Annotated in this window: 13 protein-coding genes and 3 pseudogenes; 10 read left to right on the top strand and 6 right to left on the bottom strand. The window is 65.9% G+C overall.

Translation table 11 applies throughout. The annotated features are described in order from the left end of the window. The first annotated feature begins 348 nt into the window (after positions 1-348). Together ACWDTI_RS24280 and ACWDTI_RS24275 are read left to right on the top strand one after the other, a co-directional pair. Complete coding sequence (locus ACWDTI_RS24280; protein ID WP_449740691.1) at positions 349-633, top strand: hypothetical protein; 285 nt, start codon at positions 349-351, stop codon at positions 631-633. Positions 634-659: 26 nt separating this feature from the next. Further along, complete coding sequence (locus ACWDTI_RS24275; protein WP_449740690.1) at positions 660-1,064, top strand: hypothetical protein; 405 nt, start codon at positions 660-662, stop codon at positions 1,062-1,064. A 173-nt stretch (positions 1,065-1,237) separates the two neighbouring features. Here the strand turns inward: ACWDTI_RS24275 and ACWDTI_RS24270 are convergent, their stop codons facing one another. After that, positions 1,238-3,472: a 6-phosphofructokinase gene (locus tag ACWDTI_RS24270; protein WP_449740689.1), complete on the bottom strand. Its 2,235-nt coding sequence runs from the start codon at positions 3,470-3,472 to the stop codon at positions 1,238-1,240. Between the two features lie 181 nt (positions 3,473-3,653). Beyond that, the gene (locus ACWDTI_RS24265) at positions 3,654-3,929 is read right to left on the bottom strand and encodes a hypothetical protein (protein ID WP_449740688.1); all 276 of its coding nucleotides are present in this window, start codon (positions 3,927-3,929) and stop codon (positions 3,654-3,656) included. Between the two features lie 64 nt (positions 3,930-3,993). Between ACWDTI_RS24265 and ACWDTI_RS24260 the strand changes: the two are divergent. The 3 genes and pseudogenes from ACWDTI_RS24260 to ACWDTI_RS24250 form a co-directional block, all read left to right on the top strand. Then, positions 3,994-4,199: pseudogene (locus tag ACWDTI_RS24260) on the top strand (SDR family mycofactocin-dependent oxidoreductase); the annotation flags it as partial. 14 nt (positions 4,200-4,213) lie between these two features. Beyond that, positions 4,214-4,351 (top strand): annotated as a pseudogene (locus ACWDTI_RS24255) (SDR family oxidoreductase); the annotation flags it as partial. Positions 4,352-4,525: 174 nt separating this feature from the next. Next, positions 4,526-7,783, top strand: a complete 3,258-nt coding sequence (locus tag ACWDTI_RS24250; protein ID WP_449740687.1) for an AAA family ATPase — start codon at positions 4,526-4,528, stop codon at positions 7,781-7,783. Positions 7,784-7,803: 20 nt separating this feature from the next. Here the strand turns inward: ACWDTI_RS24250 and ACWDTI_RS24245 are convergent, their stop codons facing one another. The 3 genes and pseudogenes from ACWDTI_RS24245 to ACWDTI_RS24235 all read right to left on the bottom strand — a co-directional run. Then, complete coding sequence (locus ACWDTI_RS24245) at positions 7,804-10,413, bottom strand: LuxR C-terminal-related transcriptional regulator (RefSeq protein ID WP_449740686.1); 2,610 nt, start codon at positions 10,411-10,413, stop codon at positions 7,804-7,806. A 184-nt stretch (positions 10,414-10,597) separates the two neighbouring features. Then, positions 10,598-11,107 (bottom strand): acyl carrier protein, encoded by a 510-nt coding sequence (locus tag ACWDTI_RS24240; protein WP_449740694.1) that lies wholly within the window; start codon positions 11,105-11,107, stop codon positions 10,598-10,600. Between the two features lie 21 nt (positions 11,108-11,128). Next, positions 11,129-16,803: pseudogene (locus ACWDTI_RS24235) on the bottom strand (SDR family NAD(P)-dependent oxidoreductase); the annotation flags it as partial. A 197-nt stretch (positions 16,804-17,000) separates the two neighbouring features. Here ACWDTI_RS24235 and ACWDTI_RS24230 point away from each other — a divergent pair. From ACWDTI_RS24230 to ACWDTI_RS24210, 5 genes are read left to right on the top strand one after another with little or no spacing between them, the layout of a single operon-like run. Continuing rightward, positions 17,001-18,155 (top strand): StlD/DarB family beta-ketosynthase, encoded by a 1,155-nt coding sequence (locus ACWDTI_RS24230; RefSeq protein ID WP_449740685.1) that lies wholly within the window; start codon positions 17,001-17,003, stop codon positions 18,153-18,155. Beyond that, on the top strand, positions 18,152-19,087 hold the full coding sequence (locus ACWDTI_RS24225; RefSeq protein WP_449740684.1) for a hypothetical protein: 936 nt from the start codon (positions 18,152-18,154) through the stop codon (positions 19,085-19,087). The genes ACWDTI_RS24230 and ACWDTI_RS24225 overlap by 4 nt, the downstream gene beginning before the upstream one ends. Beyond that, a complete protein-coding gene (locus tag ACWDTI_RS24220; RefSeq protein ID WP_449740683.1) occupies positions 19,084-19,344 on the top strand; it encodes an acyl carrier protein in 261 nt (86 codons plus the stop codon). The genes ACWDTI_RS24225 and ACWDTI_RS24220 overlap by 4 nt, the downstream gene beginning before the upstream one ends. Further along, positions 19,341-22,292 (top strand): type I polyketide synthase, encoded by a 2,952-nt coding sequence (locus ACWDTI_RS24215; protein WP_449740682.1) that lies wholly within the window; start codon positions 19,341-19,343, stop codon positions 22,290-22,292. Before ACWDTI_RS24220 ends, ACWDTI_RS24215 begins: the two co-directional genes overlap by 4 nt. Then, positions 22,289-23,947, top strand: a complete 1,659-nt coding sequence (locus ACWDTI_RS24210) for a fatty acyl-AMP ligase (protein WP_449740681.1) — start codon at positions 22,289-22,291, stop codon at positions 23,945-23,947. Before ACWDTI_RS24215 ends, ACWDTI_RS24210 begins: the two co-directional genes overlap by 4 nt. Here the strand turns inward: ACWDTI_RS24210 and ACWDTI_RS24205 are convergent. Continuing rightward, positions 23,935-25,023 carry a methyltransferase gene (locus tag ACWDTI_RS24205; protein ID WP_449740680.1) on the bottom strand — a complete coding sequence of 363 codons (1,089 nt, stop codon included), beginning with the start codon at positions 25,021-25,023 and terminating at the stop codon, positions 23,935-23,937. The genes ACWDTI_RS24210 and ACWDTI_RS24205 overlap by 13 nt on opposite strands. Positions 25,024-25,053 lie beyond the last annotated feature (30 nt).

Below are 25,053 nucleotides of genomic sequence, written 5' to 3'. Positions count from 1 at the left end.
GCTCCCGTCGTCCCGGCAATCGTCGGGATCAACCACAAACCGACCAAACCGAAGAAGAACCCAGTAACCGACCTGTCTCAGGCAGGTTGACAAATTCCGGACTGGCGGAGGGTTCTCGCAATGTGGGGGGAGGAACGCACAGCCGAGGATGCCGCTGCCGGCACGATGACTCGCGAGCGGCTACCACGCTCCGTTGATGCCGGAATAGGGTAGTGCGCTACTCGTGCCGACCGGGACGACACCGTGCAACGCTCAGATTCGCCGGAAACCTCCGGTTGCTTGACTCGATCCCGCACCGACCGGTTCCACCCCACAAACGAACAACGATTAGTCGACGGAGAATGCACGATGACGATGAAAAGCGAAGTCCGACTTGCCGACAGCGATCAGCAGCGTACGACAGAGATCCTCGACGAGGTGACCGGCGACCTAGCCGAGCTCGCCGCTCTGCTGTTCGACGCCCTGTATCCCGACACTGACCGGCCGGTCCAGGTCGCCAATGCGGTGTTCAAGGCCACGCATGGCGCGCAGGTCCTGGTGATCGTTGACGGCGAAGGCAATTGCGTGGCCTACGACAGCGCTGCAGGAGTGTGCCGACCCTGCACCGGTGACGAGCTCTCGTCACACGCGTAGAACGCTCCGCCCGGGAAGGACTTCTCATGACCACCTCGTCGCCTACCGCAATCCCGCTCACCCGTAACACCAGAATCGGCTTCGTGTTGGCGATTCTCGCCGCCCTCCCGAATCTCGTCGTCATCCCCACACCCGACGGTGAGCCCGGGCCACCGCTCGGTGTGTCCATCGGTGTGGCCGTGGTCGCGGCGATCACCATCGTCGCGGCGATCATGGGCTGGCGCACTCACCGGACATGGGCCATCCGTCTCGCCGTGGGCGGGTCGGCGCTCTTGGTCCTGGCGAATGTGCCGGCCTTCTTCGTCGCCGGCATACCCGTTGGATGGCAAGTGGCCTGCGGTCTGCTCTTGATTGTCGGAGTCGCCGCCATCATCCTCATGCTCTACCGGCCCACCCGCGTGTCGGAAGACGTACCGGCCGTCGGCATGTGACCTGACCTGGCTCAAACCCGCGCCCACTCCGGTCGACGACGCAAGTACCGTGCACACCTCAGACACCGGCCACAGCCCTCGCGGGGGTATGCGTGCACAGTGCACGCGAGGGGCGGCCAGCGCTGTGCCCCATGTCAGATCATGCGCGAAGCCCCGATATCAGCGGAACCTTGTCACCGCCGCATGGTCACGGCCAAGATCTTGCTGTCCATCCACCGTTGCTCTATGGGCCGCCGGGCCGAGGCCTCGATCAGGGACGGATACGACGTCAGGTCGGTGAACTGCAGTCGGCCGGACTGGAATCCGATCATCGCACTGGCCCGAGAACCGGATTCCAGCTGTTCGGAGAGGAACTCGATGGAGCGGGCGGTCAGGCCGGTGGCGTGAATGCGGTCGAACGGCGACGGGTCGCCGCCTTCCTGGATATGACCGAGAACGGCCTGCCGAGCGTCGAATAAATCGCCGCCCTCCTTCTCGAAGAGCGAGGTGATGAACCAGGTGTTGTAGACCTGATCGGCACCTTCGCTCCGGATGATCAGCCCCAGGCGTTTTCCGGACCGGAAGCTCTCGGCCATCGAGTGGATGTCCGTGGTCAGATCGTCGATGGTGATGCCGTCCTCGGGCATGTAGATCCGATCGGCGCCCGTCGCGATGCCGGACAGCAGCGCGAGGTAGCCGCAGTCACGCCCCATCACTTCCACCACCACGACCCGACGGGTGGCGACCGCCGACTGCCGGATCTTGTCGAGGTCGGACACGATGCTGTTCAACGCGGTGTCGCTGCCGATGCTGAGTTCGGTTGCGGGGACGTCGTTGTTGATCGTCATCGGCACACAGACGATCGGGATGTCCAAGGCCGCGTACTGCTGTCGGTGCCGGTGCAGTTCGTGGGCGGCCTCGTATCCGGCCCATCCGCCCGCCATCAGCAGACCGTCGATCCGGTGTGCGGCAATCTGTTCGGCGATCTGGCCGATGGCCTCACCGGTGGGCACGTACCGATTCGTACCGAGTTCGGCGCCGCCGTCGGACACCCAGCCGCTGACATCCATCCAGCCCATTTCCTGGATCTGGCCACGGCGCAGCCCACGGAAACCGTTGCGCACCGCCAACACCGAGTAGCCGTGGTCCAGGCCGAGCCGGACCGCGGCACGCACCGCGGTGTTCATCCCGGGCGCCGGACCGCCACCGTGCACGACGGCGAGGCGGAATCGGCGACGGCCCGGTTTGGTCGGGCGTGCCGCAGCTTGCTGTACCGTCTGCAAGATCCCGTACGAGCGTCGGAAACTGCCGCCGCGCAACAACATCGCCCCGTCGTAATCTGCGGCCTTGATGCGTTCGGCGACCGCGTGCGTCTGTTCGACACACTCCATCAACGGCGAGGTGACCACCCGGTTCCCGCGGAGACCGACCAACTGGGCCGGCGCCTGCGGATCGTCGGTGAGCAACCGCTCGACGGCGGCATGCCCCAACTGTGTGGCGAGATAGCGGTCGAACGCACTCGGTGACCCGCCTCGCTGCACATGGCCGAGAGTGGTGATGCGGGTGTCTTCACCCAGCTCGTCTTCGAGCAGCTTTCGGATCTGTTCGGCGGTGATCGGATTGCCGTCACGGTCCTCGGCGCCCTCGGCGACCACCACCACCGACTGCCGGCGGCCGATGAGCCGCCCGGCCCGGATGTCGTGGCACATGCGGTCTGCCCAGCCGTCGGCCGGTGGTTGCTCGGGAATGAACATCCAGTTGGCGGCGGTGGCCAGCGACGCCATCAGCGCCAGGTAGCCGCAGTGTCGACCCATCACCTCGACGACGAACGAGCGCTGGTGGCTGGAGGCGGTGCTGCGTAACGCATCCATCGCCTCGACGATCCGGTGCAGTGCGGTGTCGGCGCCGATCGTCATGTCGGTGCCGGACATGTCGTTGTCGATCGAACCGACCAGGCCCACCAACCGGAGGAACGGGTGTGCCTCGGCGAGGTCGGCGGTCACCTCGCCCGCCTCGACCAACTCGGCGAGCAGTTCGGGCCACTCCGCACGGAACATGTTGGCTCCGGTGAGGCTGCCGTCGCCGCCGATCACCACCAAGGCGTCGATACCGCGTTCGAGCATGTTGCGCGCGGCCGCCCGACGACCCTCACGGGTGCGGAACTCCTGCGAGCGCGCGGTTCCGATCACGGTGCCACCCTTGTGCAGGATGCCGTCGGTGTCGGCGATCTCCATCCGCTGGATCAGATCACCGCCGCGAACCAAACCCTGGTAGCCCTCATGTACCGCGTACGCGTCGATGCCGTGGTGCAGTGCCGTGCGGATTACGGCCCGGACCGCCGGGTTCATCCCCGACGCGTCGCCGCCACTGGTCAGAACACCGATGCTGGGCGGTGCAGACGAGTCTTCGACCATGCCGGTGCTTGTCATCGGTACCTCGTGTTCTCGTCTCGTGATGGGGAGGCCGTCGCTGGTCGACGCTTCGCTATGAGCATTGCGGTCCCAGGGAGTCGGCGCAAGCGATCGACGTCGAGCGAAGCCCGGCCGCGAGGGGCGTGCTGCCGTGAGTGTGGTCGTGACCCGTTTCGCCGAGAGGGTGTCCGGTCACGGTTCATTCGAGAAATCGGTGGTCGCGAGCCTCACGGCACTTGCCATCGTGACCATCGCCATCGAGATCCCGGCCACGTTCCTCGGCGACGTTGGTGACCCGGTGCGCTACTTCGTGGTTGACACGGTGTTCAACGCCGTCCGGATGCTCGGTCTGGGGGCCGTCGTCGGCGCGATGGTGTTGACGACGTTCGTAAGTTGCACCACGACACTCCTTGTGGCGCATACCCGAGGTGCCACCCCAAGAGCGGAGATCGACCATTTTTGTGATCTGCCTCACACTAGAATGAGACGCGGACATGGCACGTCCGACGATGTCGAGCCGAGATTAGGGAGTTCTTGTCATGGGACGTCTGGACAACAACGTCGCCCTGATCACGGGTGCGGCACGCGGACAGGGACGCTCGCATGCGATCCGGTTGGCAGAGGTTGGCGCCGATACCATCGCCGTCGACATCTGCGCGCCGAAGGCGACCGCGCCCAATGCCATGGGCAGCCAGAAGATCTGGCCGAGACCGCGAGGCTTGTCGAGCGGTTGGACCGTCGAATCCTGCACCGCAATGGGTGCCCTGGGTCGAGCCGGTGGACATCAGCAACGCGGTCCTCTACCTCGCTTCCGACGAGGCGCGCTACGTCACGGGCAGCACACAAGTCATCGACGCCGGCGGCACGGCACCGTATCGACTACCGCACGGCGAGTAGCTGTGGCCAATCCGGGTGTTGGGACCCATCGGAGTGGCCGGTGTCCGGCCTGACCCGGCCCCGGGATGGTCACGGCTTCGCGGCGCCGGAAGATCGGTCAAGACATGACGCCTGGAAGCTCCACGCCGCACGCCTTGACCGTCGCGGCACCATGGCCTCGGATCGGTAGGCCTCATGACGTCGGTGACGGTGTGTAGCTCCTGTGGTACCGAACTACGCGTGAACGCACGTTTCTGTGACAGTTGCGGCGCTGCAACGGCCCAGGTCCAGGAATCCGCGCAGTACCGGCAAGTCACGGTACTGTTCGCCGATGTGGTTCGGTCGATGAACCTCGCCGCCACCGTCGACATCGAGCGACTACGCGAGATCATGACTGACGTCGTGGGGCGATGCGCGATCATCGTGCATGAATTCGGCGGGACGGCCGAGCAGACCGGCGACGGCGTGATGGCCATATTCGGGGCACCAACTGCCTTGGAAGACCACGCTTTTCGTGGGTGCCTCGCCGCGATGGCAATCCAGGATGCAGTCTCGCAACTGGCGGCCGAGATCATCGAGCGCGACGGCGTGACTGTCGAACTGCGGGTCGGGCTCAACTCCGGGCGCGTCATCGCCGGCACAGTCCGGACCGGTTCGCTGGGCTACGTCGCGACGGGCGAGACGATGGGTTTGGCGCAGCGAATGGAATCGGCGGCGCCGCCCGGCTCGGTGATGCTCTCGGAGTCCACGGCCTCTCTGGTGGAACGCGCGACGAGGCTGGCCGAACCGGAATGGTTACACATCAAGGGGTTCGATGACCCCATATCGGGTCGACGGCTCCTCGGGATACGCGATCGCCGTGGTACGGAAGCAACGTCCGACGTGCCTCTGGTCGGACGACGGCACGAAATGGCCGCGATCGCGGCGATGACGGAGCGGGCGATCAGAGGTCATGGCGGCGCGATCACCATCGTCGGCCCGCCCGGAATCGGGAAGACCCGAATCGCGCAGGAAGCTGCAACTGCGGCCACTACCAGGGGAATCCAGGTCCACTGGAGTTTTTGTGAGTCGCACACGCGTGACATCCCGTTCCACGCGGTCAAACGACTCCTGCGCGCGATCACCGGGATTGACGACCTCGACGGTCCCACGGCGCGGGCACAGCTTCGCGAACAATTTGCTGTCGAGGACTCCGGGATGCCGCGCGAAGGTCGCCTCGACGGCGCAACGTTTGACGATGTCGTGCTGCTCGAGGATCTACTCGATATCGCCGAACCGGACGCTACGAGACCTCACGTCGATCCAGATGCGCGGCGTCGCCGAGTGGTCGCGCTGATCAATTCGGCAACCCTTTCCCGGACCGCACCGTCGCTGTTCATCGTCGAGGACGTTCACTGGATCGACCCCGTCAGCGAGGCCATGCTCACCGACCTCTTCGCCGTCGTCACCCATTCACCGGTGATGGTGGTCATCACCGCTCGCCCGGAATATCGGGGACCCCTGATGCGGATGCCCGGCTCGCAGGCGGTATCGCTTGCCCCGCTGACCGATTCGGACATCAACCAGCTTCTGGACACGGTGCTGGGTACCGATCCGTCGGTCGTCGACCTGGCACGGATCATCGTCGAGCGCGCTTCGGGGAATCCCTTCTTCCTCGAGGAGATCGTGCGCGATCTGGTGGGGCGAGGTGCTCTGGTGGGGGAGCGCGGCGGTTATGCGAGCAGCATGGATACCGCGCAGTTCACTGTCCCGCGGACGGTGCAGGCCGCGATCGCCGCGCGTATCGACCGGTGCGATGCCGCGGCCAGGAAGACTTTGTACGCCGCATCGGTGATCGGGACACGGTTCGAGACCGACCTGCTCTCGACGCTCGGAATCGAACCGGCAGTCGGCCCGCTCCTCAAAGCCGAACTCATCGGTCACACCGAGTCGAGGTCGAGCGCCGGCTATGTGTTCTGCCACCCGCTAATCCAGGCGGTGGCCTACGAATCACAGCTGAAATCTGATCGGGCGCAGTATCACCGGCGTCTTGCCACGGTCATCCAAGAGCGCGGACCCGACGACTCCGCCGACGATCGCGCCGCGGTGATCGCCGAGCATCTCCAGGCTGCGGGAGACCTGCGGTCGGCATACGAATGGCACATGCGTGCGGGTGCCTGGTCCAGCAGCCGCGATCTCGCGGCCGCGCGGCTGAGTTGGGAACGCGCCCGTGTCATCGCCGACGCACTTCCCGACGATGACACGGCCAGGCCGGCACTGCGGCTTGCGCCACGGACCATGCTGTGCGCCACCGACTACCACGGTGGTGGCCTCGACGACAGCCACCGTCGGTTCCTGGAGTTGAGTGATCTGTGCAGCGCCCTGTCAGATCAGGTCTCGCTCGCGATCGGCATGACCGGGCTGATCACCGAACTCTTCTATGGCGGACAGATCCGTGAGGCGTGCCGCCGAGCATCGGAGCAGGTCGCGCTGCTCGAGTCGATCGGTGACGACTCCCTGACCATGGGCTTGGCGTTCGTCGCCCTGACCGCCTGGTACGAAGGGGGCGACCTCGACAAGATCTTGGCGCTGTCCCAGATCGTCATCGACCTCGCCGACGGTGATCCCGACAAAGGCGCGCGATTCGGCACCGGCTCGCCGCTCGCGGTCGCGTTGACCTGGCGTGCGTGCGCCCGGTGGTGGACGGGCGTGGCGGGTTGGCGCCGCGATCTCGACGATGCGGTGGCAATCGCCCGCCAGACCAGTTCCATGCCGTCGCAAGCCGTGTCGACATTGGCAGCGTTGGTCCTCTGGAGTTACGGATGGGCGGCGCTAAACGGGGCGCTCCGCGTCGACGATGCAACCCTGCAGCCCTTCGAGGAGTCGGTACGCATAGCTGCATCAGGGGCGAATGACGTCGGTCTCAGTCTTGCCGAGTTCGGCTTGGGCATCGCGTTGACGAGCCGGGACAGCGCGGCCGATCGCCGTCGCGGACTTGAGGCGATGACGAAGGCCCGGGACTTCTGGGAACGCGGAAAGGTTGCGGGGAATCATCTCCCGATCGTCAACCTCTACGTGGCCCAGGATGCAGCTCGGCGTGGCGACCACGGCACCGCGCTGCCCGTGATGCGCACGATTGTGGACGATCTGTATCGCGAGGGCCGGCTGGGCTTCGGTGTGTGGGCCACTGGTGTGCTGACCGAGGCCCTGCTGGCACGTGGTACCGATGAAGATCTCATCGAAGCTCGGCAGACGATCGACCGGCTGGAGACGTTGCGGGCCGATCAGGGTGTGGCGATGCGCAAGGTGATGCTGCTGCGGTTACGTACGCTGCTCGCCCGGGCAGATGGCGACGACGCCGCCTTCCGGCAGTTGGCGGATCGATACCACGCCATGTCGGAACAGCTGGGCTACGAGATGCACACCGTCTGGGCAGCCGAGATGATTGACGGCACACCTGACCGGACGCGGTGACTGCCACGGCAACACCTCGATCATGGAGTGACGCCGAGAGTCGCCGCGAGACTCTCCCGACGTGTGGTCCCGGTCTTGGCCATCGCGCGGTAGATGTGGCTTTCCACAGTGCGCACCGACAGTGTGAGGCGTTCCGCTATTTGACGATTCGACAACCCAGCACCCACAAGCAGGACGATCTCACGCTCGCGGTCGGTGAACGGCACCGGTTCCCGGGCTTGACGCAGTGCCGGGGTGTCGGCATCGATGTCATCGGCGAGCGCGGTGGCTCGCGCTGCCGCACTCAACGACGATCCACGCAAGTCGAGGTGCCGGTAGACCAGAGCGGCCTGCGCCGCGGCGTCCACGGCCGCGACGATGTCGCCGAGCTGCTCGAAGTCCTTCGACACCGCGATCAACTCGGCGGGATCACCGTCGTGCAGGGCTTCGGCGAATCTCGCGGCGACAGCAGCCCGAGGCCCTTCGACGATCCCTTCGAGCGCGCGCAATCGCACCCCGCAGGAACGATCGCCGAACTGTGTCGCGGTCTGCAAACAGAGTGCCTCGGCGGCGAATTGTCCTTTTGCAGCACACCGCTCGGCCGCAGCAACCGCGGTCGCGATCGCTTCGCTGAGCACTCCCTGGCCGGCGCTCACCCACGCTCGAGCCAGGCTCAGCTCGTAATCCAGATGCCGGAATGGTCGATCGGTGCGTGCTACCTCGATCAGTACAGTCGTGGCGTCGGAGATCCTGCCGCGCATCGCAAGCGCCAGAGCCTGTGGGATGCGATAGCGATAGCCCCAGCCGATGGAATGACCGGCAGCGGAAAACGAGTCGGTCGCCTGTGCCAGGAGTGTGCTTGCGTCGCAGAGTTTCCCGGCGCCCAGGGCGGCCCGGCCGCCGACGGCGACGCCGATCGATCGGGCCACACCGGGGAGGGTCGCGGCCTCGCGCCGCTCATGCTCTGCGACGTGAACGGCGTCGGCGATCCGCCCCGCGAGCAGTAACGCGGTGACCTGCGCGTCGACGATGTTGAGTCGCATCTGTGGTGCGTCGAGCGACCTACGCGCGACGACATATCCGGCGTCGGCGATCGTGACGGCATCGTCGGTGCGTCCCGCATCGGCCGCCACCGCCACGCGCACCGCAGCCAGCTCGGCGCCGACAATGCCCGGCAGATCCAGCACGACAAGGCCTTTGGCGGACTCCTCGACCAGATCCGGTCTGTCGACGGCAAACCAGTACACGGCACGGAAGGCATCAATTGCCGTTCGCGCGTCGGCGGGGGCCGTGCGGTCCGCGCCGTCGATGATGCGCCCGGCCTCGGCGGGGTCGCCCACCGCCCACAGCATGTTGCTCGCCCGGATGAAGGCCAGCCGGGCCCGCTCCTGATCGGACAGTGAGTCGGACGCGATGCTGTCGAGCACATCGGCCGCGCGTCGCCCGTGCCCCATCCAGGACAGTGCATGCGCACGAACGAGATTCATTTCCGGACCGGCGCCCGCGCCGACTGCGGCACGGGAAAGCTGCTCGGCGAGAGGGAGATCTGCCAGCCACACGGCGCCACGGGCAGCCGTGGCGAGCAGGTCGACATCCGGCGGCAGGTCGGAGTCGAGCCGCAATGCGGCCCGCCGTACCACGGTGCGGAGGTCATCGGGATCGCCGGAGGACGCCAGTTCGTCGACGACCAGACCACGAAGCCGACGGAGTCTGGTGACCGGGGCACGACGTCGACGCACCTCCCCGTAGAGCGGGTGCGCCACCCGCACCTCGATGTCGGACCCGCTGGTCTCCACCGTGATGAGGCCACGTGTCTCGGCTTCTTCGATTGCTGCCGGATCGACGATCCGGCGCAGGGAAGCCAGCCGGATCGGCTCGGCCACGGCGAGCACGTCGACGACGTCGTCCACCACCGGCGGCAGGTCGCCCATCCGCGATTCGATCAACTCGACGAGTCCCGGCGGGATCGTCGGGTCCCCAGACCAACGCCACAAACCGTTACGTTCCGCGAGTCGACCGTCGGCGAGTTCCTGTTCGACGATGTTGCGCAGGTACAGGGTGTTCCCGTCGGTGAGCGTCCAGAATTGTTCGGCGGCATCGGGATCCACCGGCCCCCGCAGGGTGGCCGATACCAGCGTGGCGGTCGACTCGAGCGGCAGTCGCAGCAGGTCGAGGATCTCGAACCGGTTGCCGATCCAGATCTCTTGCACCGCAGCGGGAATCGGCGCGTCGCTCCGCATGGTGAGTATCACTGTGGCCGCTCGGTGCTGCACGATGTGATGCACCACGAATGCCGACAGGTCGTCGAGTAGATGGACGTCGTCGACGCACAGCACGACGGGGGTACCCGCCGAAGACGCGGTAAGTGACCCGATCAGCCCGCGGAGGAGCACCGACATATCGGAGATACTTGCCGGGACCCATGCCACGAACGCACCCAGCGGAATGGTCTGTGCCGACGTAGACGCCACCGCCCACCGGTCAACGCATCCGCGTGCCGCGGCAGCGGACAAGGCCTCGCGGACGAGGCGACTCTTTCCCACCCCGGCCGGGCCGCGGACGAGGACGCCAGCGACTTCCGGGGCCGCGATTGCGGCCTCGATGACGTGCAATTCTTCCGACCGCCCGGTCAGCGGCCACGACGGGCGCACCCGTCAACGATACAAGTGTGCGAATCGCACTTTTGTGTTGTCGGTGAATCCGGCGCGTCACATGAGCATCGCTGCGACGACGGCAAGCACGAACCATGTCAATGAACCGACAAATATGACAGTCCCACTGATCAGGTCGATTGCTGAGGACATTTGAGTCACCTCCCTTCATTCGGTACGGGTGTCATGACACGTCCGCCGCGACCAGAGTCTGTTTCGCGATGGCAGCCACGCCGGGGAGCCGCTCAAAATCCGACGCCGATATCCGGATGTCCAGTGTCGCCGCCACGCGCGAGGCAAGCTCGACGGAAGACAGCGAATCGAGTCCGAGTTCGGACAGGGATGTGTGGTGATCGATTGCGTCGGCGGGCACGCCGAGGACGGCTGCGACCTGATCTACCAACGTCGAGGTGAGTACCTCGAGTTGCTGGTCGGCGGGCAGGGCGTACAACTCGGCACGGAAGTCGAGGCCGCCACCGCCCGGGCCGGCGGCGAAGTCGGCGAACCTCGTGGACGACTTCAACGCGGGCTGACCCGAAAGCAGAGTGTGCCAATCGATGTCGGCGACCACCACGTTGGACGACTTCGGGGAGAAAGCCAAGACGGTTGCCAACAGCGCGGGCAGGTGGCCCACGTCAATCTCTCGTTGCCCCAGCACGTCCAGATAGCGGCGCACTTCTGGAGAGTCCGCCATGCCGCCGCCGCGTAGAGCTCCCCAGTTCACCGACAGTCCCGCCTGACCGCGCGCCTGACGCAGTTGAGCCAGCGCGTCCAGACCGGCATTTGCGGCGGCGTAGGCGATCTGGAGCGGGATGCCGATCATCGCCGACGTCGACGAGAACAGCACAAAGGCATCCAGGTCGATCCCGGCCGTTTCCGTCGCATGATGCAGATGCCAGGCACCGTCGAGCTTGGGTCCGAGCACTCTCTGCACCGACTCGGTGGTGGCCCTTCCGTATGCGTTGTCCTCTGCCACTCCGGCGGCATGGAACACCCCTCGCAGTGGCGGCATCTGGTCGGTCACGCGAGCGATCATCCGCGAAACCGCGGCTGCATCGCCGACGTCGACGGCTTCCTCGTGGATGTCCGCGCCGGCATCCCGCCACGCCCGCAGGCGCCGTCCGGCCCGTCCGCCGCGGGGACCGCCACGGCTGACGGCGATCACGTGCCGTGCTCCGTGAGCGACCAGCCAGTCGCCCAGCGCCAAGCCAACGGCTCCGAAGGCTCCGGTGATCAGATACGTGCCGTCGGCGTGGACGGGAAACGCCGGCAGAGCGGGCCGAACCGGAGGGTTACCGCTCAGATCCACCACGACGCGACCTCGCTGGGTGCCACGTGCGACGACACTGAAGGCCTCCGTCAGCTCGCCGGCGTCATACGTCGTCGCGGGCAGGGGTGGATAGATTCCGGCATCCAGCCGCCCGATGACCTCTGCAGAGAGTTCATTCGTGAATGCACGACGATGGTTGAACATCCGGTCGACATCGACCGCACAGTATTGCAGGTTGTGGTCGAACGGCCCGAGTTCGATGGCTCCGTTGCCATAGATGTCGGCTTTGCCGATATCGACGATACGGCCGAATTCCGCTGCTGCCTTGAGGTTTTGTCTCAGCGCCTCGCCGGGTAGGGAGGTGTATATGACGTCCGCACCGTGACCGTCGGTGAGCCGCATGACGTCGTCGACGAAGTTGGCCGTGCGGGAGTTCACGGTGTGATGCGCGCCGGCGGCACGCGCGAAGGATCGTCGTTCGTCGGTGCCGGCGCTACCGATCACGCGGGCGCCGAGATGGCGTGCGACGTGAACCGCCGCCAACCCGGTGCCACCGGCCGCGCCATGCACCAGGACAGTTTCGTCCTCGGCCAGTCTCGCCATATGGATCAGGCCGTAGTGGGCGGCCAAATACGGGATGAGACTCGCGGCCATGCCGGGTGCCACATCGTGAGTGAGCGGCTCGGCCACACCATCCGCCGGATCGAGCGTGATATACCGCCGGAACATGTCCGGCACCGATACGAGGACGATATCGCCGATCCCGTAACGGCTGAGGGGACCTGTGCGGCTGACGACACCGATACCCTCCATGCCGATGGCCGTCCCGGAGCAGGTCCCGCGTAGATTCTCCGGCGTCAGCACCCCGAGGATCTTCATCGCATCCTTGTAGTTCAGCCCAACGATGTCGAGACGCACCTCGATCTGTCTGGCTTCCGGCGCAATTCGTGGCACGGTGCGCAGTGCGAGGTCGGTGATGAGTCTCGATGCCGGCGGTTCGAGCACGAACGATGCGTTGGGATCGACGTGCGGGTTCGTTTCCGAATAGCCGTCGAGTCGATCCGCCAAGTCGCGAGAGTATCGGGGCGCGAACGTTACGCCGGCGCGTAACGCGATCTCGTCGAGGGTCTGCCCGCCGTCGCCGAGCTCGGTCAGCATCGCCGGATCCAATCGCCGGTGGTCATCACCGGGTAGCAGATCGATGTGTCGCCAGTGCACCGAGAGTTGTTCGTTCTGCAGGACGCGACGTGCTCCGACGAGCGTTGCGTGGAGCACATTCGGCTCGTGGTGGTCATCCCGCAGGCGGAAGGCACCCTTGGTCACCAGGACAGCGTCGATCCGCAACTCGGGGGCGGAGTCGATCGCGGAGTCGAATTGCCTTGCCACTTCGAGAAGTCCTGCCATCAGGCTGATCTGCTCGTCGTCGCCGGCGACGACGAGCACCGTCACGGCGGCTCCGCCCAGCGGCGTGCGCTGAGCATCCTCGAGTTGATGGATGGCTGCTGCCAGAAGCATCGGTTGCATCGGCGCAGCGGCGTCCGTGCCGGCGGCCCCCAGTCCGACGGTGAGGACGGGCCGATCGGCACGGCTCGAGATGGTCAACGGATCGACTGCCTGCCAACCAATCTCGTACAGCAACGGGCGCAATTCGGCGATCGGGGACGACGCCGGGGCCAGTTCGGCGAAGCGTACCCCGACGAGCTCGAGGAAGACGGCTCCGTCGAGACCACAGATCGTGATGTCGGCACAGGTGTCGGTTCCGCTGGCGCGACGTATCACCGCGGTTATCGGGGCGATCGGCATCGGACGGTGCCGGCGTACTGTTCCGACGGCGACCGGCACGATCGTTCCGAGTGTCAGATCGTCGAATGCGGCGACACCCTGCAGCGCGGCATCGACCACCGCCGGGTGTGCGAGGTGCGATGTGTCGACCGATCCCGGATCGATCGTCGTGACGATGACATCGGCGCCGATCCGTGCCTCGACGACTCTTCGGAAAGCCGGACCGTAGTGGAGGCCACGCTTGTCGAGCAGCTCGTAGAACTCCTCTTGACTCAGTGCATCACCGTCGACGCTCGGCACCTCCACCCGCGGTGCGTCCACAGCCGCGTCGACGATTCGCGCAGTACTGTGGACGATCCGGTGATCGGTGTCGTCGGAGGACGAAAGGCTCAGCCGCATCGTTGCGGTCTCGACCACGACGGTGATCGTCGGTACCGCGTGCTCGTCGATGATCAGCGGGTGGGAGAAGCGAACGGATTCGATTGTGAGACTTGACCCTTTTGTGCATTCGCCGGCTGCACTCAGAAATGCGTCCAGATGTGCCGCACCCGGCAACACCACCATCCCGTCGACGACATGGTCGTTGAGCCAGGGTAGTCGAGCGACCGACAGCTCAGTCGACCACGCCATCGGGTAGCGAGCGGCTCGGGTGCCCAGTAGTGGCCGGTCGTCGACGTCACCGATCCGCTCCACCTCGAGTTGGCGGGACTCGGCGAACAGCGTCTTGTGTTGCCAGGGATATCGGGGAAGTTCGGTATGTGGCGCGATGGTGTTCTGTCCCGGTGCAGTTCGGCCGAGGCAGCCCGCGCAGTACAGTTCGCCGACGACGCCGAGTAAACGGTCCTGGTCACTCTCGTCGCGCTTGAGGGTGGCTATGGCCAGACCCGACGCGGCCTTGTCTGCCAGTATCGCTCGAATGTTCCCCGACAGCACGGGATGCGGGCCGACCTCGAGGAACACCCGGTGGCCCTCGTCGATCAGGGTCTCGATGGTGTCGCTGAATCGGACCGGTCGTCGAACGTTGGTGCACCAGTAGTCGGCACCCCAGTCCGGTCCGGTCACCCGCTGGGCGGTGACCGTCGAATACAGCTGCCGTTGTGGCCGTTTCGGCTCGATGTCGGCAACACCGATACCAGGTCGGCGAGAATCGGGTTCATCAGCGGGCTGTGGTAGGGCACCGTCACCGGCAGTGGTCGGACGAACACGTCGTCTCCGGACAGGTCGCGATACAGGTACTCGATCGAAGCGCGTGGACCGGCCAGCGTCAACGATGCGGGCGCGTTGATCGCCGCGACAACCACATCGTGACACGCGGGTTCGGCAAGCCGTGGCTTCACTTCGTCTTCCGTCAAGCCGATGACCAGCATCCCTCCGGTGTCGTCGGTACGACTCTGTAGACGCGCCCGGTGACAGCTCACCAGGAGCGCGTCGCGCAGGGTGAGTGCGCCGCTGACATAGGCCGCGCTCACCTCGCCGACACTGTGCCCGACGATGGCATCGGGGTCGATACCGAGCGCCGCCAGCTCGGCGACGAGCCCGACCTGCACGAGAAAGTTGGCCGGCTGCGCGAATTCGGTGCGCGGAATGCGGGAATCGGGTTCTGGTTTGCGGAGTTCGTCGAGAATCGACCAGCCGGCGATCTCGACGAACACCGAGTCGATCTCGGCCGCGGTGTGCGCGAACGGCCCATCCTTGGCGAGTAGTTCGCGTCCCATGCCCCACCATTGCGGACCCATACCGCTGAAGACGAACACCGGATTGGTCCCGGCCGGCACGATCGCGCGGCTGATCCTCGTTGTTCCGGCGGCGACCGCGTCGAGATTTCGCACCAGTTCGGCCTCGTCGGAATACGGCACGGCCGTTCGGAACGTGTGATGTGCTCGACGGCTCCACGCGGCGGAACACAGATCGTCGACCGACGACGCGCAATCCAGGGCGTTGCGCATCGCCTCGGCGACAGCGCCGACGGCGTCTTGGGTCGCGGCCGAGATCGGGAAGATGGTAGTCGGGCCCCGTTCGGTGGAGCGAGCGGGCATGTCCGGGGGCTGTGCCAGGATGACGTGGCCGTTGGTCCCGCCGTAGCCGAAGCCGTTGACGGCGGCGATCGCTCGTCCCGACGGTGTGGGGAACGCCGTCGTGCGTGTGACGACCTCGATGTTGAGATCGCGGAATGGAATCGCCGGGTTGAGAGTGTCCAGCCATGCCTGCGGCGGGACGGTGCGGTGCTTGATCGCCAGGGCCGCCTTGATGACGCCCGCGACCCCCGCTGCGGCCTCCAGGTGTCCGATCGACGATTTCACCGAGCCGACCAGCAGTGGGCTTGTCCGCGACTCCGCCAGGCCGTACGCCTCGCCCAGTGCGGCGACCTCGATGGGGTCTCCGACCGGCGTCCCGGTTCCGTGGGCTTCGACGTAACCGATCTCGTGCGGAGCGAGATTCGCCGTGGTGCAGACATCACGTGCGAGTTGGCGTTGCGCGGCGCCGTTGGGGACGGTGATACCCATGGTGTGGCCGTCCTGGTTGGCGCCGCTGCCGGCGATCACCGCGTAGATGCGGTCCCGATCGCGCATTGCTGCGTCGACGCCTTTGAGGACGAGCATGCCCGCACCCTCACCGCGGCCGTAGCCATCGGCCGCGGCGTCAAAGGACTTGCTCCGGCCGTCGGGGGCGAGAAACCTGCCCTTGCACATGGAGACGAATACCTCGGGATGGGTCATGACGTTCACGCCGCCGGCGAGTGCGAACTCGCATTCGCCGCGGGAGATAGCTTGCGTTGCTTGGTGAATCGCGACTATAGACGACGAACATGCCGTGTCGATGGTCATGCTCGGCCCCCGCAGATCCAAGGCGTGGGACAGGCGGTTGGACAGCATGGCCTGCGATGCGCCGGTGGCGGTGTAGTGGCTGATGGCGCGGCGCGCCGAGGACATGCACCGGCGGATCTGGTTGTCGCTCATGAACCCGCCGATGTAGACACCGACGTCGTGTCCGGAAGCCATACCCGCCAGTCCCGCGTCGTCGAGCGCCTCCCAGGCAACCTCGAGAACCCAGCGTTGCTGGGGGTCCATCACCTCGGCTTCCCGTGGAGAGATGCCGAAGAACTCGGCATCGAAATCCCACGGCGAGCACGTCACGAATCCGCCATGGCGAGTGTAGGCCCGGCCCGGCGCCTCAGGATCAGGGTCGTAGTACAGGTCGGTGTTCCATCGGTCCCCGGGCACCTCGACGATGCCGTCTCCGCGCCGCAGCATGAAGTCCCAATACTGATCTGGGGTGAATACGCCGCCCGGGAAACGACATCCGATGCCCACGATCGCCACGCCCGCGCCGATGTCCATGCGCCATCCACCTTTCGCTCGACTGACGAAATCGTCGCGCTACTTCGGCCACACGAATGCAGTAGGTCGCTACTGCGCCTGCCGTGGCGACCACGGGCGACGCTTGCCAGACAGAGGTAGGTCGTCGCTGCACCACGAGCGATCGTCAATCGCCCACCGCATGACCGACGACGCGGAGTCGAGAAAGGTTCATGGTGATGAGCGCCTACATCACGGCCACGGCCAGCTTTCTGCCGGGAGACCCGGTGCCCAATGACGAGATGGACGAGTACCTGGGCATTGCCGGCGGCATACCACGTGATCTGCGGGATCTGACCCTGGCCAACTGCGGGATCAAGACGCGGCACTACGCGATCGACAAGAATCAGCGCACCATCATCTCGAATACGGCAATGGCCGCAGTCGCCGCACGGGAGGCCGCCGAAAGTGCCGGCCTCGGACGCAACGACGTCGAGTTGCTGACCGCGGCCACCACGGGACCCGACATGTTGGCGCCCGGACATGCCAGCATGGTGCACGGGGCCTTGGGGTATGGGCCGATGGAGATCTCCACCGCCGCCGGGGTGTGCAGTTCGGGCATGATGGCACTGAAGAACGCGTACCTCCAGGTGGCGATCGGCGAAAAGCGCAACGCTATCACCGTCGCCAGCGAGTTTGCCTCGCGTATCTTCAAGGGCTCCAGGTACGACGAGATGATGGGTCTGCTCGCACGCGACGGATCTCTGCCGCTGGAAGCCGCCTTTCTGCGTTACATGCTCTCCGACGGCGCGGGCGCTGCGGTGATCGAGAATAGGCCCGCCGCAACGGGAATCAGCCTCCGCATCGACTGGATATCACTGCAGTCCTTCGCCAACACCGCGCGGGCGTGCATGTACGGTGGCAGCACATCCGGAACGACAACGCGGAGCTGGATGGATTATCCGACGGCCGCAGCGGCCGAAGCCGACGGTGCACTCGTGTTGCGCCAGGACCTCTCGTTGCTGCCGCACTTGGTCGGTCTCGGCGCCGACGAGTGGGAACGCCTGCGCACAGCGGGCAAGTTCGATCCCGACACGGTGTCCTGGATCCCCGCGCACTACTCGAGTGAGCGGATGAAGGAGCTCGTCTTCACCGAGTTCGCCCGGCGCGGTATCAATGCCGGCCGCCCCGAGAAGTGGTACAGCAACCTGACTTCCGTGGGCAACATCGGCTGCGCGGCGATCTTCGTCATCCTCGACGAGATGCTGAGTGAGGGCCTGATCGCCGACGGCGACACCATGCTGTGCCTGGTTCCCGAGTCCGGCCGCTTCGTCATCTCTCTCATGCACCTGACAGCGGTGTCAGGAGCCCGGACGCCAGATCCACGGCCATGACCCGCCGCGCGGTCGTCTACCTCTACACCCAGACCGGACAGTTACGTGAGGTCGCCGAGTCGTTCACCGCACCGCTGGCCGCCGCGGGGTGGCACATCCGCTGGGTCAATGTTATACCGCGCGAACCATTCCCGTTCCCCTGGTCCATTCGGCAGTTCTTCGGCATCTTCCCGCGCGCGGTGGATCCCGACGAGGTCGTGGGACTTGTCGAGCCGACCGGCGGGTTCGGCGCAGACCACGACACCGACGAGGACGAAATTGTCCTGTTGGCGCAACAGGTGTGGTACCTGTCCCCGTCGCTGCCCATTCGGTCGCTGGTCGCCGGGTATCCCGAGCTGTTCCAGAACCGCAGGGTCATCGTGCTGATCGCCTGCCGCAACATGTGGTATTCGGCGACAGTCGAAGTTGTCGGGCTGCTACGAGCTGCGGGTGCGCGGCAGGTCGAAGTGGTTGCCGCGACCGACACCCGGCACCAGGCGGTCTCCCTGGCGACGACGCTGCGATGGCTCCTGACCGGCAAGCGCGACCCGTTCCTGTGGTTCGGGCGGGCCGGGGTCGGCGACGCCGAACTGGCGCGCATCGCCGCGATCGGGCGCAGTCTCGCCGAACAGGGGGAATGCAAGGCCAGCGCAGCGCCCATGGTGCCGACGCTGGCGGCAGCCGATCTCTTTGCCGGTCGACTGTTCCGGCGATGGGGCGTGCTGGTGCGGTCAGCCGGACGAGTCGGCGCGGCAGCACATGCCGCGGGTTTGGTGGTGTTCGTGGTCGGCGTGGGAATCGGCATCGTCGTCGGTCTCCCGCTGATCGGCTGCGCGGCGCTGCTCGGCGGCGTCCGGTTCGAGAAATGGATCCTCGATGTGGTAGATCGCCAGATCTCGTTCGGCGAGTTGAGGGTTGACGACACCGCGCACCGCAACCGAGCGATGCGATGACCGGCCGCGCCCCGACTTACGATGAACTCGTCGACTGGCTGACAGCGAAGGTCGCCGGTTACCTCGGTGTACCGTCCGCCGGCGTGGGGGTTGACGTTCCGCTGGCCGACCTTGGGATCGACTCGGTGTCCGGCATGGCGTTGTGCGCAGACCTTAACGACGAGAGGGGATTTGACGTCGAGACCACCGTGGTGTGGGACTACGCGACCATCGAGGCGATCGCCACCCACCTCATGGGACGGAGGGGCTCGGCGTGATACCGATCGCGGTGGTCGGTATCGATTGCCGGTTTCCCGGAGCGCCGGACAAGGACGCCTTCTGGCGGTTGATGCTGGACGGCCTGGTCACCGACACCGAGGTACCAGCGCAACGCTTTGACATCGACACCTTCTATCACCCCGAGGGTGTTGCCGGCTCGACGAATTCCCGACGCGGCCACTTCATCGACATGGTGGATGCCTTCGACAACGAATTCTTCGGGATGGCGCCTGTCGAGGCGGCTGCCCTCGACCCGCAGCAGCGACTGCTCCTGCAGTCGTCGTGGCGCGCGCTCGAGGATGCCGGGTTCGATCCGCGATCGTTGACGGGAACGCGCACAGGGGTTTTCGTAGGAGTGATGTCCAGCGAGTGGAGCAGTATCCAACTGCTCGATTTCGCCGAGGTCGGCTCCCTTTTCGGAACAGGTTGCGGCTACTTCATGACGGCGAATCGCATCTCCTACCACCTGGGTCTGACCGGGCCGAGTGTGGCGATCGATTCGGCTTGTTCGTCATCGCTGACCGCGATCCATCAGGGGTGCGCCGCGCTGCGCGCCGAGGAGGCCGACACGGTCATCGCCGCGGGTGTGAATCTCATTCTGACTCCGGCACTTTCCATCTACTACACCCGGGCCGGACTGTCCGCGCCCGACGGTCGTTGTAAACCGTTCCGGCGCGACGCCGACGGAATCGGCAGGGGTGAGGGTGTCGCGGCCGTCGTATTGCGGCGGCTCGATGACGCGCTGGCCGATCGACAACCGATCTATGCGGTCGTGCGGAGTTCGGTAACCAACCACGATGGGCGAAGCAACGGGATCACCGCGCCGAGTCGGCGGTCACAGGCGGCGTTGATGCGCCGGGCGCTGCACTTCGCAGAGGTCGGTGCCGACCAACTCGCGTTCGTCGAAGCGCACGGTACCGGTACGGTCCTGGGAGACATGATCGAAGCTGGTGCCCTCGGCGACGTGCACCGGGCCCGAAGCGGCGAGCGGTGTTTGCTCGGTTCGGTCAAGGGCAATATCGGCCATACCGAGGGCAGCGCGGGGATCGCGGCATTCATCAAGGCCTGCCTGGCATTGCACCTGCATGTGCTGCCGCCGACGGTGGTCGGTGACGGCCCCAACCCGGCCATGAGGCTCGAGGAGAACGGCCTGACACTGGCCGATGCCCCGACGGTACTGCCGGAGCACACTGTCCTGGGCGCGGTGAGTTCGTTCGGTCTCGGCGGCGGCAACGCACACGCCATCCTGGGGTCCGCTCCACCCGCCCCGTCACCGCGCCCGAGTCGGCGAGGAGTGCTGACCATCTCGGCGCCATCTGCAGTTGCGTTGCGACGCAACGCGAGTTCACTCGGCGACGCACTGCGTACCGTCGAGCTCGACCGAGTCGGCGCGTGGTGTCGATCGACCAACAATGTCAAGCGATCCCATCAGCACCGCGTTGTGCTCGACGGTGACCGCGACATGCTTGTCGAGGGCTTGGAACAGGTCGCCGCAGGTCTGGGTCCGGATCTCGTGTCCGCCGTGCGGCCGCATCGACTGCCCGCGACCGTTGGCTTACTGTTTTCGGGTCAGGGCACGCAGTACGCAGGTATGACGCGTCCACTCTATGCTGCGAACCCGGTGTACCGGAAGGCGCTGGACACCATCTGTGCCGTCGTGACACCTCATCTGGGCACAGACCTGCGGCCGGTGATTCTCGGCTTGGGACCGGGGCTCGACGACACCGGCCTGACGCAACCGGCGTTGTTCGCCGTGTCGTTCGCCCTGGGACAAACGTTGTTGCAGAGCGGCATCCGGGTGCAGTTCGGTATCGGGCACAGCCTCGGCGAGATCAGCGCCGCGTGCGTCTCAGGTGTGCTCGACGTAGACGCGGCCGCCAGACTCGTCGTTGCCAGAGGTCGGTTGATGGGGTCGTTACCGTCCACTGGGGCGATGATCGCCATCGATCTCAGCCTGCCAGAGGCGGAAGAGCTTGTCGCCGCCGTACCCGACTGCCTGATAGCGGCCGTCAACGGCGCACGTGCAGTGACGATTTCGGGGACCGTTGACGCGGTGGCACGTGTGCGATCGGTGGTACGCCGGCACGGCGGAAGTGCGACGCGACTTGCGGTGTCACATGCCTTCCACTCGCCGCTGATGGAACCGATCGTGTCCGACCTCCGCGATGAGCTGACCGGGATCGAGCCCCGCCCCGCCGAGTTCCCGTTGTTCTCAACGGTGTACGGCAGATGCATCGACGGTCGCGAGATGACAGCGGGTTATTGGGCCAGACAGATCTGCGCGCCGGTCCGGTTTCACGACGCCGTCCGTGCCGCTGCGACCTCGGCCGGCGCCGACTATCTGGCCGAGGCCGGCCCGCGATCCGGGCTGCTCTCGTGTGCGATGCGGGCCGGACCACCACCGACTCCACAGTCGCTGGTCCTGTGTAGCGGGCCGGATTCAGACGGGACCGAATTGCTCGGCGTTGCCGCGACGTTGATGCGCGATGGGTATTCCCCAGACCTCACCCCGCTCTACGGCGAGCCACCCGGGCCGTTTCAGAGGCTCCCGGCCTACGTCTTCGACGACACCAGACGGTTCTGGTTCGATGGTGTGGTCGCCGACCCCCGGCGACGGCCACGAGCACGCCGGGTCGAGACGACAGCATCCGTTGACGAACCGGACGACACGCAAGTGGCCGACATCGGGCAGGTCCGCAACCGCGCCGAGGGAGAGGTTCTGGCGATCATCGCCGATGTCGGCAACTACGCTGTCGGGGCATTGTCCCGATCCCAGCGGCTGACAGACGATTTGGGGTATGACTCGCTGCTTCAGGTTCGCCTACTGGATCGGCTGCGAAAAGAGTATCCGGACTTGCACGACGTCGACATCGCCGAACTGCTACCGCGGATCCACCGGGTGGGCGATCTCGTCGACTACGTGGTAGCCAAGGGGAGAATCCGTTGAGTGCCCTGACTTCCGAGCTTCGTGCCAATGCGATGGCGTCACCTCGGCGCCTGACCGGAGGAACTCTTGCACAGCCGGTCCGGCTCAGCTGGCGGGACGTCCGTCTGCAGGCGATGCGGATGAGCGGCGGTCTGGCCGCGAGGGGGATCGGCCACGGTGATTCGGTTGCCGTGCTGGCCACCGATGCCGTCGATGTCGCTCCACTGGCGCAGGCGACGTGGCTACGGGGAGCCGCGCTGACGATGCTGCAGCAACCGACGCCGCGTGTCGACATGTCTGTCTGGCTTGCCGACACCGTTCGTGCAATTGAGTTGATCCACGCCCGCGTGGTCGTCGTCGGAGGCCCGTTCATTGCCGTGGGAGACCGTCTGTCTGCACGGGAGGTGGTGGTCTGCACCGTCGAGTCCCTGCGCCTCGCCGAACCCGCCGAGTCCGGCCCCGAGGTCGAGACGGATGACACGGATATCGCACTGCGGCAATTGACATCGGGATCAACCGGTCTGCCGAAGGCCGTCGAGATCAGCCACGGTAATCTCGCCGCGAGCGCCATCGCGCTGTCCGATGGACTGGACATCGATGTCAGCCGTGACGTGTTCGTCAGTTGGCTTCCGCTCTCACACGACATGGGTATGATCGCCTTCTTGTGCCTGCCCATGCAGCGGGGCCTCGAAGCCGTCGTCATCCCGCCCGACGACTTTCTCCGGCGTCCGATCATCTGGGCGGAGTTGATCAGCAGATACCGCGGAACCATCACCTCGGGACCCAACTTCGCCTACTCGGTGTTGAGTCGAGCGTTGCGATGTCACGCCGAGATTGATGACATCGATCTGTCGTCGCTTCGGGTTGCGGTCAACGGGGCCGAACCGGTCGATCACCGCGTCGTCGACGAATTCGCCTCTGCCGGGGCGCGCTTCGGCTTGCGGTCCACCGCCACAATGCCCGGTTACGGGCTTGCCGAAGCCACACTGGCCGTGTCGTTGGGTGCGCCGCACGACGGTGCGTTGATCGATATTCTCTCGCGCCACGCCGTCGAGGAGACCGATCGCGCACTACCGGTCCTTGGAGACGCCGAACCGGTGCGGCACGTCGCGTGCGTCGGGGCACCCGTGTCAGGAATGGAAGTACGCATCAGCCGGGCCGGACAAGCGCTGGCGCACAGAGCGATCGGCGCCATCGAGATACGCGGTCCCGCAGTCGCCGCAAGCTATCTCACGTCACGTGGTTCCGTGCCGCTGGTCGCGGAGGACGGGTGGTTCGACACTGGCGACCTGGGATATCTCGACGAGTGTGGTCGACTCTACGTCTGCGGCCGCGCCAAGGATCTCATCGTGGTGGCGGGCCGGAACCTGTACCCACACGACGTCGAGCGTGCCGCCGAAACCGTCGAGGGCGTGCGACCGGGCTGCGTAATCGCCGTGCGCGTCGATGGCGACGTGGAGGGCTTCGCGGTACTCGCCGAAGTCCATGATGCGGCAACCGAGTCCGTGCGCCGGCGAATCAGCCGCGACGTCACCACTCGGGTGAGCCGTCACGTGGGTCTCCTCCCACGCGATGTGCAGCTCTTTCCCGCGGGCACCCTGCCCAAGACTGCGTCCGGCAAGCCGCGCCGCGGCAGTGCGCGCGAACTGATGGCCCGGACAAGTCAGACCGCTTGAGCCTCCACGAGACTCACGGGCGAGGCGGTCGGAACGACACGCGACACTCGGAACCCGGCGCGCTCGAGCAGAGCACGATACTCGGCGGCCGTACGGTCACGGCCGGCCTGGGTCAACAGCATCTCCAGATCGGTCCAGTGACCGACGTATTCGCGTTGATGGACCGGGATGACAAACTCGATCAGCAGGACGGGCGTGCCGATTCCCGCCGCCGCGTGCACATTTCGCAGAATCTCGAGTGCCTTGTCATCGGGCCAGTCATGAATCACGTTCTTCAGGATGTAGATGTCGGCCCCCGCGGGCACCGCGTCGAAAAACGATCCCGCCACGACGCTGACACGATCCGCGATTCCGTGCCGCCTCAGCAGTGGTGGGGCCTCGTCGACGGCCAGCGGCAGGTCGAAGAGAATCCCTCGGGCAGTCGTCGCGGCCGTGAGGATCTCGACCAGCAACCGACCCACCCCGCCGCCGACATCGACAATGGTGGGGTAGGGGTCGAACGAGTAGGCCGCCATGACCGCGGCCACGGTCATCTCGGTCGTCTCTGCCATGGCCCGGTTGAAGGCCTCGGCGAGTTCGGGCTCCCTGCTGAGGTAATCGAAGGCGTCGGTGCCGTGCACGACCGGGACGACCGCGTCGCCGGTCCGTATCGCGTCGGCGAGATGACTCCAGTGCTCGCGGTGCTGGCGTGAGCCAACCATCGCCGCAAGTCCCGCCGTCGACAGCGGCGCGGTGGAGCGCAGCGTGTCCGCCAGTGCGTTCAGTGCGTAGCGACGGTCACGACGCTGGCGAAATATGCCACGGCCCATCAATGCCCGCAGGAGTCGGCGCAGCGCGTCCGCGTCGGCGTCGACTCGACGAGCCAACTCGTCCAGCCGCAGCGGCCCACCCGCCAAGGCGTCGGCCACGCCGAGATCGACGGCTGCGGTGATCGCCTGTGCCGACCAGGCATTCATGATCATCTCCATCATCGCCGCGTACGGCGGGGCGGTTCGCCGATGAATCCACAGGAGATAGTGGCGCCCACGTTCGAGGAGGCGGACAAGTTGCGGCGGTGGGACTGTCGCAGGCTTCATCATTGGTCCTTCCGGGATTTGTGATCAGCG

This window comes from Gordonia sp. NPDC003424 (assembly GCF_053588655.1).
This window is presented reverse-complemented; position numbering and strand designations above follow the sequence as displayed.